This window comes from Lentzea sp. NPDC055074 (assembly GCF_053608005.1).
This window is the reverse complement of sequence record NZ_JBSGUQ010000001.1, coordinates 335,455-348,508: the sequence shown is the minus strand read 5'-3', so window position 1 is coordinate 348,508 and position 13,054 is coordinate 335,455. Positions and strand designations below refer to the sequence as shown.

Here is a 13,054-nt window from a genome sequence, read left to right as displayed (position 1 = left end):
GTCGGCACCGATGTGGCGGGTGCCCCCACGGCGGTTGCATGAGGCGAACCTCACCGAAGGAGCCAGAGACCATGTCCGTCGACATCACCGCGGCGCACGACACCGCCGCCACCTCCACCCGCGGACGCGTCGCCGTCCTCGCGGTCGTCCTGGGTGTCACGTCCGTCGCCGCGGTCGCGGGCGGGCTGCTCTGGCCGGAGCCCGCGGCCGGGGGCGAGACCTACTCGTACGCCGACATCGTCGTCCGCCGCGACCTGTGGTGGGGCCTGCTCACCGGTCTCGCGGCCATGCAGGTCCTCAACATCCCGTTGCAGGCGCTGGCGGCGATGTTCCTGGTCCGGCGCCGCGGTGCCGCGTGGACGACCTGGGGTGCCGCGCTCATGTGGATCGGCACCGGGCTGCAGGGAGCCGGGGGAGCGGGCTGGGCGGCGGCCTACTTCTTCCCGACCGACCCGGCCGTCGGCGCCGCGGCCGGAGAGGCGGTGTTCCGGGCGGCGAACGACTCGGCCCAGCTGTTCGCGTTCCTGATGCCCGGCGCCGTGCTCGTGTTGCTCGGCACCGTGCTGCAGTGCGTGGGACTGTTCCGCTCGCACGCCGTACCGAGGTGGGTGCCGGTGCTCCTGCTGTTCATCGTCGTCTCGTTCGTGATCCCCGGCAACGGCCTGGCGGGCCTGCTGACCAGCGTCCCGATGGCCGCCGGAGCGATCGGGCTCGGTTACCACGCCTGGCGCGCGGCCGGGTGAGGGGGCGGGATGCGGGCGACGTCGGCGAGCGGGTCGGTGTGCCGGGGCGTCCAGCCGAGCTCCGGCACACCCCGTCCCAGGCCGGGGCGGGGCGGGGCGGGCTGCGGGCGGTGATCTCCACCGAGTCCGGGACCTACGGCGCGATCGGCGCGGTGCTCGGGCTGCCGCTCGGGGTGCCGTTCGCGTGGCTCGCCGTGGCGACGCCGGCGACGGAGTGACGGTCTCGTTTCGGACGATGAGGTAATCTGGATGTTCAGAACATCTGGAATGCGTTCGGCGGGGAGTGGCGATGGTTCGGCTGACTCGGGTGCAGCAGCAGGCGCGCACGCGTGCCGCGGTGCTGGCGGCGGCGAGGGAGGAGTTCGCCGAGCACGGGTTCCTGCCGGCGAAGGTCGACCGGATCGCCGAGCGGGCGGAGCTGACGCGGGGCGCGGTGTACTCGAACTTCCCGAGCAAGCGCGCCCTGTACCTGGCCGTGCTGATCGACCTGGTCGAGCAGGTCGCCACGGGGGAGCCGCGGGCGTCCGTGTCGCCGACGTCCCGGATCGACGCGCTGGGGGTGTTCGCGAGGGTCTGGCTCGAGCGGCTGCCGCTGGTCGACGACTCGGCGCCGGGCGGGCGGCTGCAGCTGCGGTCGCTGGAGGGCGTCTTCGAGGACGAGCGGGGCCCGGCCGTGCTGGCACAGCTGGCGAGGCTGGAGGCGTTGCTGCTGGCCGTCGCCCTCGAGCGGGGTGCGCCGGTCCGGCGGGTGCGGCTGGCCGAGCTGGTGCTGACGATGCTGTCCGGTGCGGGCCACCGGGCCGAGACGTCGCCGGGGTTCGGTGACCCGTTCGACGTGGCGCACGCGTGCCGTCACCTCGCCTCGATCGAGGTGGAGGACGTCTGGGCGCCGCCGCACCTGCCGTACGTCGCTCCGGCGCAGGCCTGCTCCGACGCCTGGACCGCGCCCGAGGGCCTTGTGGACCAGATCAGCGGTGAGCAGGTCTCGTTCGGTGACGGCCTGGTCGTGGTGCTGGGCGCGGCGCGTCTGGGTGCGGCCGAGGAGGCGGTGCGCTCCGCGAAACCCGGCGAGACGGTCACGCTGGCCTTGGTCACCGGTGATCCGGAGGAGACCGGCCGCCTGGTCCGGCTGCGGGTGATGGACGCGGTGGGCTGTCTGCGGCGGGTGTACGCGTCCGAGGTCTGGCAGCACGTGCGGCTGGTGCTCGACGGCGACGCGCTGGTGGCGTCGGCGATCGGTGTCACGAGCCCAGGCGACGACACCGAGTCCGCGGTGAGCGTGCGCGGCAACAGGATCGTCGCGCGGGCCCACGGCCGCGGTGCCGGCTACGCCGCCGGAGCGCGCCGACGGGAGGCGACGTCGTGATGCTGGTTCTGCACGCGTTGCGATGCGTCGGCACGAGCGGCCTCACCCGCGTGGCGTCCTTCACGGGCCTGGGGGAGTCCGCCGTGGAGTCGGAGCTGATCGACCTCGCGGTCGCCGGTCTGGTCACGCACCACCGGGGTTTCGGCGGCTGGGCGCTGACGGAACCGGGCCGCGCCGCGGACGCCGCCGCGGTCGCGGCCGAGCTGGAGGCCGCCGGCACCCGTCCGGCCCTCGCCGAGGCGTTCGACTCGTTCCTGGTGCTGAACCCCGAACTGCTGGAGCTGTGCACGGCGTGGCAGGTGCGCGCGGCCGACGGCGTCACGACGATCAACGACCACACCGACACCGCCTACGACACCCGAGTCCTGTCGTTGTTCGCCGACCTGCACGCCCGTGCCTCGGTCGTCATCGCGGCACTGGCCGCCGCGGCCCCGAGGTTCGCGCGCTACGAGGCCCGCCTGTCCGAAGCCCTGACACGCGCCCAGGCGGGAGAGCTGGACCGCCTGGCCGACACGATCGACTCGTACCACGCGATCTGGGCAGAACTGCACGAAGACCTGCTGGCCACGCTGGGGATCGCCCGATGGACTGGGTGAGGCACCTCTCCGCCACGCTCGACGAACCGCCGGAGGTGGTGGGAGGCAAGGCGCACGGCCTGGTGCTGCTGCACCGCCTGGGCCTGCCGGTGCCCGCGGGTGTCGTCGTCACCACGTCGGCCTGCCGTGCGTTCCTCCGCGACGGCAAGCTCCCCGCCGGCCTCCACTCGGAACTGTCGGCCGCCGTCGCAGGCCTGGGGCCGTCGGTCTCCGTGCGTTCGGGCGCCGCCGTCTCGATGCCCGGCATGATGGACACGATCCTCGACCTGCACCTCACCCCTGACGCTGTGGCGGAAGCGCTGAAGTCGGTGTTCGCGTCCTGGGACACCCCACGAGCCCGCACCTACCGCACCCTGAACGGCATCCCGCACGACCTGGGCACCGCCGTGCTCGTGCAACAGATGGTGTTCGGCGACCGCGACGACCACAGCGGCTCCGGCGTGGCCTTCAGCCGCGACCCGAACACGGGGGAGAACGTGCCGTTCGGCGAGGTCCTCTTCGGACACCAGGGCTCCGACGTGGTCTCGGGCCGCTCGCTGACCCACCCGCTCGGTTCGCTGGCGGACCGCGAACCCGAGGTCTGGCGCGACCTGCTCGCCGCCCTGCGCCGGCTCGAACAGCACTACCGCGACGCCTGCTACGTCGAGTTCACGTACGAGTCCGGGAGGTTGTGGCTGCTGCAGGTACGTCCGGGCCGCTTCACCGGCGCCGCCGCCGTCCGTCTCGCCACCTCGCTGGCCGGCAGCGGCGCGATCACCCGCGCGGAAGCACTGCTGCGCGTGTCGCCACAGCACCTCTCACACGTCCGCACAGCCCGGATCTCCTCGGATGCTCACGTCATCGCACGAGGCCTGGGGGTCTGCCCGGGAGTGGCGACGGGCCGGGTGGCGCTGACGTCCGACGAGGCGGTGCGCATGTCCGCCGATGGTCCGGTGGTGCTGGTGCGGCCGGAGACGTCGCCGGACGACATCCGCGGCCTCGCGGCGGCCACCGGCATCATGACCGCGCGGGGAGGGCCGGCGAGCCACGCGGCCGTGGTGGCGCGATCGATGGGGAAGCCCGCTGTGGTCGGGGTGGCCGATCTCGTGGTGGGTCCTGCGTCCGTGGCGGTGTCCGGGCGGGACGTCGGGGCGGGCGAGGTGGTCTCGATCGACGGGACCAGCGGTGTTGTCGTTCTCGGCTCGCCGCGTGTGGTCACCTCTGGGGCGGACGAGTGCCTGGGATTGTTGCTCGGGTGGGCGGATGAGGTGTCGGGGGACCGGTCCGCGAGGGACGAGGCCGAGCGTCTTCGGGCCGCGCAGGTGGTGCTTCGGCAGGGGTAGGGCGTTCGGCGGGCTCACGGCAGAGAGGTGCCGGCGGGTTGCCCCTGCCCGCACTCCCGCCAACGCGCCCTCAGGCGGGGACGTGGCTCAAGGCCGCGCACCCGCCCCGAACCCCGTCCACCGCAGCTCCTCCGGCAGATGGCTCATGTCGTTGTAGAGCATCAAGGCCGGCGGTGTGCCCTCCCGGAACTGGAGTGCCGTCAGCCCGGTGTTGCCGCAGCTCATGGCGAGCCACCGGTCCTCTGGAGCGCCCAGGGCATGTCGCACCAGCCACGCCACCTGATAGGCGTGCGTCACCAACACCTCGTGTGACTCGACATCGGCCGGCCGCGCGAAGCGGTCCGTCAGGGCCTCTGCGAGAGCAGCACCAGAAGCTGCCTCCGCCTCGTCATAACCGTCGAAGAAGCCGGCCCAGGCGGGTGGCGGGTCGGCCGGGACGTGCGGCACGTGGTCCACGAGCTCGGCGGCCTCCGCCACCACCACACCGGGCAGGTGCGAGCCGAGGATCTGCGCGGTGCGCACCGCCCGGTCCAGCGGCGAGTGCCACACGGCGTCGATCGGCAACCGGGCCAGCCGCTGACCGAGCAGGTGGGCCTGGCGTTCGCCGGTGTCGACCAGCGAGCCGAACGCGTCCGCTGCGCCGTGCCGCACCACGTAGAGGTGCCTGGTGGCCATCCTGACCTCTCTCCAAAAGTCGTCAACATCCGGATGTTAACAACATCTGAAAGGCGAGAAGCATAGCGGTCTCGAATGCGCTGGTGCGGACGGGTGAACTGCGCGCCACTCGTCATGCAAGGCGGCGACAGTCGTTTGACCATGACTGAGTTGTAGTTGTAGCAACACAGAATTCCGTGTGCGGGGGCCAGAGAAGTCGGGGCCGAACGCGAAGGAGACGGGGAGTCGATGCACCGACTCGATGACGTGCAGGCCAGGGAACTCACGCTGGCCGCGGTGGGCGCGATCAACAGGCGTGATCACCTGTGGTCGTCCGACGCCGCGCGGTGCCTGGTGTCGGACGAACGGACGCGGGTGGTCGCGATCGACACGTGTGCGGCGATCCTGTTGCGGGGTGTGCCGCGCGGCTCGCTGAACGCGGCCGCCCGCATTCCGGTCTCCGTGCCGGCCACGCGGGGTGATCTGGCCTCCGCTCAGGCGGTCGAGGTCGCCTCGGAGGTGTTGAGCGGGCTGGCGTGTGGTGACGATCGGCGTGTCGCGGCGGCGCTGGAGACGTTGGACGAGGACCAGCAGTTCGACGCGCTGCAGGTGCTGGTGCGCGCCGCGGCGGCCTGGATCGATGCCTACGTGGGGGTCGACGGTGACACTGTGGACGCCTACTACGCGATCTCCAAGGCGGAGATGACCTGACCCGCGGAAAGTTCTCCCGCCGTTGTGCGGACTGCTCTCACCGCCCATACGGTCGTCCTGAGAGCCGGTACGAGCACAACCCCAGGAACCCGGCGCTGGAGGACTGTAGTGATCGTCGTGGTGGGTGCCGGTCTGGCCGGGCTGAGCGCCGCGCTCGAACTGGCCGCGGCGGGCCTCGAGGTCACCGTGCTGGAAGCGGGCGACGAGGTCGGCGGCCGGGTGCGGACCGACGTCGAGGACGGCGTGCGGTTCGACCGCGGGTTCCAGATCATGTTGCCGGCCTATCCCGAACTGCGGCGCCTGAAGCTGGATCCGTTCCCCGTCAGGCACTTCCGGCCGGGCGCGTTCGTGCACGACGACGGCAGGCACGACCTGCTCGCCGATCCTCGCAGTGGACCGTCCGCCTGGGACGGGTTCCTGCGCCAGCACGTGCTGAGCGCGCGGGACGTGGCGGCGGTCGTCCGGTTCTCAGGTCCGGACGCCTTCGGTCCCGTCAGGCCGTTGCTCACCGCGCCGGACCGCACGACGCGCGAGTCGTTGCGGCGGCTGGGAGTGTCGGACCGCGCGGTCGAGGCGGTGTTCCGGCCGTTCCTGTCCGGTGTGTTCCTGGAACGGGAGCTCACCACGTCGTCGAGGTTCTTCCACCTGGTGTGGCGCAGCTTCGCCCAGGGCGGTGCCGCGGTGCCGGCGCTCGGCATGGGGGAGCTGCCGAAGGCGATGGCGGAACGGCTGCCGAAGGACACCGTTCGACTGGAGACCGCGGTACGAGCCGTGCGCGACAACGGGGTGGAGCTGGAGGAGGGCGGGCGGATCGCCGCCGACGCGGTGGTGGTCGCGACGGACGGCACGACCGCGGCCAGGCTCCTGCCCGGACTGACCGAACCGCGCTGGAACGGCGTGACCACCTGGTACTTCCGGCCGTCGCGGTCCCCGTTGCGCGACGGATGCCTGGTGGTGGACGCGAACGGCGGTCCGGTCGTGAACACCGCCGTCATGTCCGAGGTGTCGCGCCCGTACTCACCGCACGCCCCGCTCGTGCAGGCCTCGGTGCTCGAGAACGCCGACGAACAGGCCGTGCGCCGGCACCTGAACCGCTTGTACGGCACGGACACCAGCCGGTGGGAGGTGTTGCGGCGCTACGACATCCCGCACGCCGTCCCCGCGATGCCCGCGCCACACCGGCTCAAGCAGTCCGTCCGCGCGGGCGACCGCCGGTACGTGTGCGGTGACCATCGGGACACGAGCTCGATCCAGGGGGCGCTGCACTCGGGCCGCAGGGCCGCGCACGCCGTGCTGGCCGACCTGCGCGGTGACCGGTGACGTTGCTGCTGTTCGGCGACCAGCTCGGCCCGCAGTTCCACCAGGGCCACGACGAGATCGTCATGATCGAGTCGGCGGCGGCCTTGCGCCGCAGGCCCTACCACCGGCAGAAGCTGCACCTCGTGGTGTCGGGCATGCGTCATCTCGCCGCCGAGTTCCCCGACCGGATCACCCTCGTGCGCGCGAACACCTACCGCGAGGCGATCCGTGAGCTGGACCGTCCACTGGTCGCGTACCAGCCGGGTTCCGCCGCCGCGCTCCAGATGCTGGAGGAGCTCGGCGTCGAGGTGCTGCCCACCCCCGCGTTCGCGTTGTCGCGTGACGAGTTCTCCGCGTGGGCGGGCCCGCGCGAGCGGTTCCTGATGGAGGACTTCTACCGCTACCAGCGCACCCGCTTCGACGTGCTGATGGAAGGCGAGAAGCCGGTCGGCGGCCGGTGGAACTTCGACACCGAGAACCGCGAACCACCACCGAAACGCGGCCGCCTCGGCGTTCCCGCCCCCTGGTGGCCGGAAGAGGACGAGATCGACGCTCAGGTGCGCGCCGACCTCGACGCGATGGACCTGCCCGCGGTCGGCCGGGACGGGCCACGTCGGTTCGCCATCACGCGTGAGGAAGCGCTGAAGGCGCTGGAGGTCTTCCTGCGCGACCGCCTCCCGCACTTCGGCCCGCACGAGGACGCCGTGCTGGCCAAGGACTGGACGATGGCGCACTCGCTGCTGTCGGTGCCGCTCAACCACGGGCTCCTGCACCCGCTGGAGGTCGTCTACGCGGCGGAGGACGCCTACCGCGACGGCACCGCGCCGCTGGCGAGCGTGGAGGGTTTCGTCCGGCAGGTGCTCGGCTGGCGCGAGTACGTCTGGCACCTTTACTGGCACCTCGGCCCGGAGTACCGGCGCCGCAACGGTTTCCGCGCCACCGCCGCGCTGCCGTCGTGGTGGGCCGAGCTGCGCCCGGCCGCGGTGCGCGCCGCCTGCCTGCGGACCGCGCTCGAAGGCGTCCGCGACCACGGCTGGGTGCACCACATCCAACGGCTGATGGTGCTCGGGAACCACGCCCTGCAACGCGGCTACGACCCGGCCGAACTCAACGACTGGTTCATCACGTCCTTCGTGGACGGGTTCCCGTGGGTGATGCCGGTGAACGTGATCGGGATGAGCCAGCACGCGGACGGCGGCGTGATCGCGACGAAGCCGTACCTCAGCGGAGGCGCCTACCTCAACCGCATGACGGACCACTGCGGCACGTGCTGGTTCGACCCGAAGCGGCGCACGGGAGAGCGGGCGTGCCCGTTCACCGCGGGGTACTGGGCGTGGCTCGACCGGCACGAGGCGCAGGTCAGCGGCAACCACCGGATGGCGCGGGCGGTGCAGGGCCTGCGCCGCATCTCCGAGCTGGACGAGGTCCGCGTGCGGGAACGCGACCGCGAGATCTTCTAACGGACGTGCGACAGCACGACCCCGATCGCCTCCGCCAGGGACTTCGGCCGGTGCACGGACGACGGCAGCGGCACGCCCTCCCACCCGGAACCGGCGACGGCGAGCACCACCCCGGGCCGCGTGCCGAGCTCTTCCAGCGGGACGCGGAGCGCCAGGTCCGGCCGGTGCGCCCAGACCAGCACGACCCGGGGACGCAGGCGGTCCACGGCGTCGCACAGCGCCTCGGCGGGCACCCGAGCCCCGAGGTTGCCCCACCTGCAGTCCTCTTCGGACAGTGCGGCGCCGAGAGCTTCCAGCGGTAACCAGTGCTGCTCGTCCGGAGCGCACGACAGCAACGCGGCGAGCACCCCGGGACCGCTCACCCGCGGGATCGAGCGCAGCGCGTGCAGGACGCTGCCGCTGGCCAGGTGCTCGATCTCGACGCCCTGACCGCTCGTGACGACCATCTCGCCGAGCTCGACCAGGGCCGGCACGAACACCGCCTCCCAGGAGGAGACGACACCGTGCGTGGCGAGGAGCTTCCCGGCGAGGTCGGCCATCGCCGGTTCGTCGAGACGTCTCGCCGCGTCCAGGAGGCCTCGTTGCGCGACGACGGCCTCCCCGGCGCCGATCGGGGTGCGGGGGCTGTGGGGACGGGCGACCGGCGGCGTGCGCGCCAGCACCGCCGCGGCGGACGCGGCCACGCCCTGGGCGGTCAGCCCGACCATCCGGCGCAGCACTTCGACGTCCGCGTCCTCGTAGCGGCGGTGGCCGCCGTCGGTGCGGACGGAGGGACCCAGGCCGTAGCGCTGGTCCCAGGTGCGGAGTGTGGTGGGGGCGATGCCGAGCATGCCTGCCACCGCACGAGGCGTGTACGTCACGTCCTACGTGCGCGTTTCGCGAGAATCGCTCTCAACTCACTTTCGCCGAGTCCTCCCCAGATGCCGAAGGTCTCGTGGACCTCCAGCGCGTGCTGCCGACATTTTTCCATGACCGGGCAGCGCTGGCAGATGGCCTTGGCCTCGGCCTCGCGGCGGTCACGCGCGGAGCCTCGCTCGTTCGGGGTGTGGAAGAAGCTCGCACTGTCCATGCCGCGGCACAGACCTTTGAGCTGCCAGTCCCACGACTCCGCGACAGGTTGAGGCAGACGGGACAGTTCAGGCATGACGAGCACGTCCTCTGGCGGTCGACCTCGGTTGGGAGGCCCATCCTAAAATCGACTCAGAAACGACGCAACTCGGGGTGACGGTCATCGCCATGAGCGCCTAGGGTGGGTCGCTCCACTGCGAAGCCGAGGGGGCAGAGTGCGGTCGGTGAGGCGGGTGCTGGCGACATCCATCGTGGTCACGTTCCTGGTCGTTTCCGCTGGTGCGGCGCACGCCGAACCAGCGCCGCCCATCACCTGGGCCACCTGCCCGGACGACCCGGCGGGCGAGTGCGGAACCCTGAGCGTGCCGCTCGACTGGGACGCGCCGCGGGGTGCGCGCATCGACCTCGCGATCGCCCGGCACCGGGCCACCGACCCGGCGCGACGGGTGGGCGTGCTGGTCGTCGACCCCGGCGGCCCCGGCGGTTCTGCGGCGGAGTTCGCGCTCTCCGGCCTGTTCAGCCCGGAGGTCCGCGCCCGGTTCGACATCGTCGGCATCGACCAGCGGGGCACGGGTGGCAGTCTCGCGATCCGCTGCGCCGACCTCATGACCGGCAAGCCGTCGACCCATCCGCGGGACGAGGCCGGGTTCGCCGCGCTGCTGCGGCACAACCAGACCGTGCTCGCCCGGTGCCGTGAACGCAGCGGACCGGTCTTCGACCACGCCGACGGGGCCACCGTGGCGCGGGACATGGACGCGGCCAGGCGCGCGCTCGGCGAACGGAAGATCAGCTACTTCGGGCTGTCGTACGGCACGACGTTCGGCCAGACGTACGCCGAGGAGTTCGGCGGTCATCTCCGGGCGATGGTCCTCGACAGCGTCGTCGACCACAGCGTGGACCTGCGCGGGTTCGTCGGGGACCGGGCGGCCGCCTCGGACGACTCGTTCCGGGAGTTCGCGAAGTGGTGCGCCGGTTCGGCCGCCTGCGTCCTGCGCGGGCAGGACGTCCGCGCGGCCTGGGAGGCGGCCCTCGTCCGGGCCGACGGTGAGCAGGGCGGACGGCAGGCCCTGCTCGACAGCATGTACTTCGCGCTGCGCGGCCCGGACTGGCTCCACGCGGCGGACCTGATCACCGGTGCGGCACGCCTGCGGGCCCAGGACTTCGAACCGAACTACGAGTCGGTCGTGCTCGCCTCGGTGTGCCAGGACTTCTCGCTGAGGATCAGGAACTTCCGCGAGTACGAACGGATGCGGGCCGACGAGCTGCGCCGCGCACCGATCATGCGCGGCAGCTTCCTCGGCCACGACGAGGCCACCGCGTGCATCGGCGTCCCCGGACGGCCCGCCAACCCGCCCCACCGCCTCGACCTCGGCGACGCGCCGAAGATCATGGTCATCAACTCGAGGTACGACCCGACGACTCCGCACGAGTGGGCGGTCGACATCCAGAGGCAGGCACCGCGCAAGACGGCGTTGCTCACCTACGAGGGCTGGGGCCACGTCGCCTACCCGCGCAGTGCCTGCACCCGGACGAACGTCGACAGCTACCTGCTGGAGCTGAAGACCCCGGCGGTCAGCTGCCCTGCCGTGCTTCCGTGATGAAGTCGCGGTACCAGCGGTAGCTGGCGCGCGGGGTGCGGACCAGCGTCTCGTAGTCGACGTGGACCAGGCCGAACCGGTGCTTGTAGCCGTGCGCCCACTCGAAGTTGTCGAGCAATGACCAGCAGAAGTAACCCCGCAGGTCCACGCCCGCCGCCTGCGCCGCCGCGATGTGGTCGCGCAGGTAGGCGATGCGCTCGGTGTCCTCGAACCCGTCCACGTCGGGGTAGACGCAGCCGTTCTCGGTGACGTAGACCGGCGGCAGATCCGGGTGCCGCGCCTTGAGGTCGGCCAGCGCGGTCGTCATGCCGACGGGTTCGACCGGCCAGCCCATGCCGGTGCGCGGCACGTCCGGGAGCTGGGTCGTGTCGACGCCGATGTCGTGGGCCGTGCGCTTCGACGGGTCCGGCTCGCGGTGCGGCGCGTCGGCCACGTGCAGCCGGTAGTAGTAGTTCAGTCCGACGTAGTCGAGCGGTTCGCCGATGATCGCGAGATCACCGTCCTGCTGGAACGAGAAGTCCGTGATGTCACCGAACATCGACGTCAGCTCGGCGGGGTAGGCCCCGCCGAACAACGGGTCGCTGAACTGCCTGCGCAGCAGGACGTCCTGCCGGGTCGCCGCGGCGACGTCGGCGGGGGAGTCGCTCACCGGCACGGTGGGGGACTGGTTGAGCACGATCCCGAACTCCTGTTCGGGCAGCCCGTTGGCGCGCATCGACTGCACGGCGAGCCCGTGCCCGAGCAGCAGGTGGTGCACCGCCGCCAGCGCGCCGTGGCCTTCCCGCGCGCCGGGTGCGTGCCGGCCTTCGCCGTAACCCACGATCGACGAGCAGTACGGCTCGTTCAGCGTGGTCCACTTCCGGACGACGTCGCCGAGCGATTCGTGCACCAGGGCGGCGTACTCGGCGAACCGGTGGGACGTGTCGCGGTTGCGCCACCCGCCCTGCTCTTCCAGCGCCTGCGGCAGGTCCCAGTGGTAGAGCGTCAGGAAGGGCTCGATCCCCTTGCCCAGCAACGCCTCGACGAGCCGCCGGTAGAAGTCGAGACCGCGCTGCTCGACCTTCCCGGCGCCCTCCGGCAGGATCCGGGACCACGACACGGAGAACCGGTACGAGTCGACGCCCAGGTCCGCGAGCAGCTGGACATCGTCCGCCCAGCGGTGGTAGTGGTCCGCCGCCACGTCGCCGGTGTCACCGGACGCGACGGCACCGGGCACGGCGGCGAAGGTGTCCCAGATGGACGGACCGCGCCCGTCGAGCGCCGCCGCTCCCTCGATCTGGTAGGCCGAGGTCGCCACACCCCAGCGAAAACCGTCAGGAAAGCTCACTGCAGTCTCCCAAGAAAAGTCAGCCCTTGACGGCGCCCGACATGATGCCGCCGACGATCTGGCGGCCGAACAACAGGAACACAGCCAGCACGGGCACCGTGCCGATCGTCGCCGCGGTCAGCACGAGCGTGTAGTCCGTGGTGTAGCCACTGGCCAAAGTGGACAGAGCGGTCTGCACGGTCGGGTTCTCCGGCGTGAGCACGACCAGCGGCCAGAAGAAGTCGTTCCACGCCTGCATGAACGTGAACAGCCCGAGCACGGCCGCCGCCGGACGCGCCGCGGGCAGCGCGACGTGCCAGAACAGCCGCAGCGAGTGGCACCCGTCCATCCGGCCCGCCTCGAGCAGCTCGTCCGGGATCGCCCGCTCGAAGTACTGCCGCATGAAGAACACGCCGAACGCCGTCACGAGCCCCGGCACGATCACCGCGTGGATCTCGCCGGCCCAGCCGAACTCGGCCATCATCATGTAGAGCGGGATGATGCCGAGCTCGGTCGGGATCGCCTGCGTGCCGATGATGAGCAGCAGCAACAGGTTGCGGCCGCGGAACTTCAGCTTGGCGAACGCGAACCCCGCCAGCGTCGAGAACAGCACCACCGACAGCGTCACCGTGCCCGACACGACGAACGAGTTCATCAACGCCAGCCAGAAGTCGGTGGTGTCGAAGACCCGCGTGATGTTCGCGAACAGGTGGCCGCCCGGCACCAGGACGGGCGGCACGGTGTCGATCGCGTCCGGTGTCTGCGAGGACACCACGAACGACCAGTACACGGGGAACGCCGAGCCGGCGAGCACGGCGATCAGGGCGGCGTACGTCCACGGCCCGGCGACACGACGGGCCAGCCTGCGCGCTCTGGCCGTCGGGCCGGTGGGCCGCACCGGTGCGGGGCGTTCCAGCACAGCGGTCATGGG

General features: G+C 71.6%; 14 protein-coding genes. 9 read left to right on the top strand and 5 right to left on the bottom strand.

Features of this window, described 5'->3' with window-relative positions:
* Positions 1 to 71 precede the first annotated feature (71 nt).
* From ACWF7A_RS01750 to ACWF7A_RS01730, 5 genes are all read left to right on the top strand, one after another.
* Positions 72 to 743, top strand: a complete 672-nt coding sequence (locus tag ACWF7A_RS01750; protein WP_452248471.1) for a hypothetical protein — start codon at positions 72 to 74, stop codon at positions 741 to 743.
* Positions 740 to 961 (top strand): hypothetical protein, encoded by a 222-nt coding sequence (locus ACWF7A_RS01745; protein ID WP_452248470.1) that lies wholly within the window; start codon positions 740 to 742, stop codon positions 959 to 961. Before ACWF7A_RS01750 ends, ACWF7A_RS01745 begins: the two co-directional genes overlap by 4 nt.
* A 71-nt stretch (positions 962 to 1,032) precedes the next feature.
* Positions 1,033 to 2,109, top strand: coding sequence for a TetR/AcrR family transcriptional regulator (locus tag ACWF7A_RS01740; RefSeq protein ID WP_452248469.1), 1,077 nt, complete (start codon positions 1,033 to 1,035; stop codon positions 2,107 to 2,109).
* Positions 2,109 to 2,705 (top strand): transcriptional regulator, encoded by a 597-nt coding sequence (locus tag ACWF7A_RS01735; protein ID WP_452248468.1) that lies wholly within the window; start codon positions 2,109 to 2,111, stop codon positions 2,703 to 2,705. Before ACWF7A_RS01740 ends, ACWF7A_RS01735 begins: the two co-directional genes overlap by 1 nt.
* Complete coding sequence (locus tag ACWF7A_RS01730; protein ID WP_452248467.1) at positions 2,693 to 4,027, top strand: PEP/pyruvate-binding domain-containing protein; 1,335 nt, start codon at positions 2,693 to 2,695, stop codon at positions 4,025 to 4,027. Before ACWF7A_RS01735 ends, ACWF7A_RS01730 begins: the two co-directional genes overlap by 13 nt.
* Before the next feature lie 87 nt (positions 4,028 to 4,114).
* Here ACWF7A_RS01730 and ACWF7A_RS01725 read toward each other — a convergent pair whose 3' ends face one another.
* Positions 4,115 to 4,702, bottom strand: coding sequence for a histidine phosphatase family protein (locus ACWF7A_RS01725; RefSeq protein WP_452248466.1), 588 nt, complete (start codon positions 4,700 to 4,702; stop codon positions 4,115 to 4,117).
* Between the two features lie 228 nt (positions 4,703 to 4,930).
* Between ACWF7A_RS01725 and ACWF7A_RS01720 the strand changes: the two genes are divergently transcribed.
* The 3 genes from ACWF7A_RS01720 (at position 4,931) to ACWF7A_RS01710 (ending at position 8,151) form a co-directional block, all read left to right on the top strand.
* Positions 4,931 to 5,392 carry a hypothetical protein gene (locus tag ACWF7A_RS01720; RefSeq protein WP_452248465.1) on the top strand — a complete coding sequence of 154 codons (462 nt, stop codon included), beginning with the start codon at positions 4,931 to 4,933 and terminating at the stop codon, positions 5,390 to 5,392.
* 108 nt (positions 5,393 to 5,500) lie between these two features.
* Positions 5,501 to 6,712, top strand: coding sequence for an NAD(P)/FAD-dependent oxidoreductase (locus ACWF7A_RS01715; protein WP_452248464.1), 1,212 nt, complete (start codon positions 5,501 to 5,503; stop codon positions 6,710 to 6,712).
* Positions 6,709 to 8,151 (top strand): cryptochrome/photolyase family protein, encoded by a 1,443-nt coding sequence (locus ACWF7A_RS01710; protein ID WP_452248463.1) that lies wholly within the window; start codon positions 6,709 to 6,711, stop codon positions 8,149 to 8,151. The genes ACWF7A_RS01715 and ACWF7A_RS01710 overlap by 4 nt, the downstream gene beginning before the upstream one ends.
* Here ACWF7A_RS01710 and ACWF7A_RS01705 read toward each other — a convergent pair.
* On the bottom strand, positions 8,148 to 8,981 hold the full coding sequence (locus ACWF7A_RS01705) for a MerR family transcriptional regulator (protein WP_452248462.1): 834 nt from the start codon (positions 8,979 to 8,981) through the stop codon (positions 8,148 to 8,150). The genes ACWF7A_RS01710 and ACWF7A_RS01705 overlap by 4 nt on opposite strands.
* Positions 8,982 to 9,007: 26 nt before the next feature.
* Positions 9,008 to 9,295 (bottom strand): WhiB family transcriptional regulator, encoded by a 288-nt coding sequence (locus tag ACWF7A_RS01700; protein WP_452248461.1) that lies wholly within the window; start codon positions 9,293 to 9,295, stop codon positions 9,008 to 9,010.
* Positions 9,296 to 9,443: 148 nt separating this feature from the next.
* Between ACWF7A_RS01700 and ACWF7A_RS01695 the strand changes: the two genes are divergently transcribed.
* On the top strand, positions 9,444 to 10,817 hold the full coding sequence (locus tag ACWF7A_RS01695; RefSeq protein WP_452248460.1) for an alpha/beta hydrolase: 1,374 nt from the start codon (positions 9,444 to 9,446) through the stop codon (positions 10,815 to 10,817).
* On the opposite strand, the gene ACWF7A_RS01690 is transcribed toward ACWF7A_RS01695, so the two are convergent.
* The gene (locus tag ACWF7A_RS01690; RefSeq protein WP_452248459.1) at positions 10,792 to 12,144 is read right to left on the bottom strand and encodes a GH1 family beta-glucosidase; all 1,353 of its coding nucleotides are present in this window, start codon (positions 12,142 to 12,144) and stop codon (positions 10,792 to 10,794) included. The genes ACWF7A_RS01695 and ACWF7A_RS01690 overlap by 26 nt on opposite strands.
* Positions 12,145 to 12,163: 19 nt before the next feature.
* Complete coding sequence (locus tag ACWF7A_RS01685) at positions 12,164 to 13,051, bottom strand: carbohydrate ABC transporter permease (RefSeq protein ID WP_452248458.1); 888 nt, start codon at positions 13,049 to 13,051, stop codon at positions 12,164 to 12,166.
* Between the last annotated feature and the right edge of the window lie 3 nt (positions 13,052 to 13,054).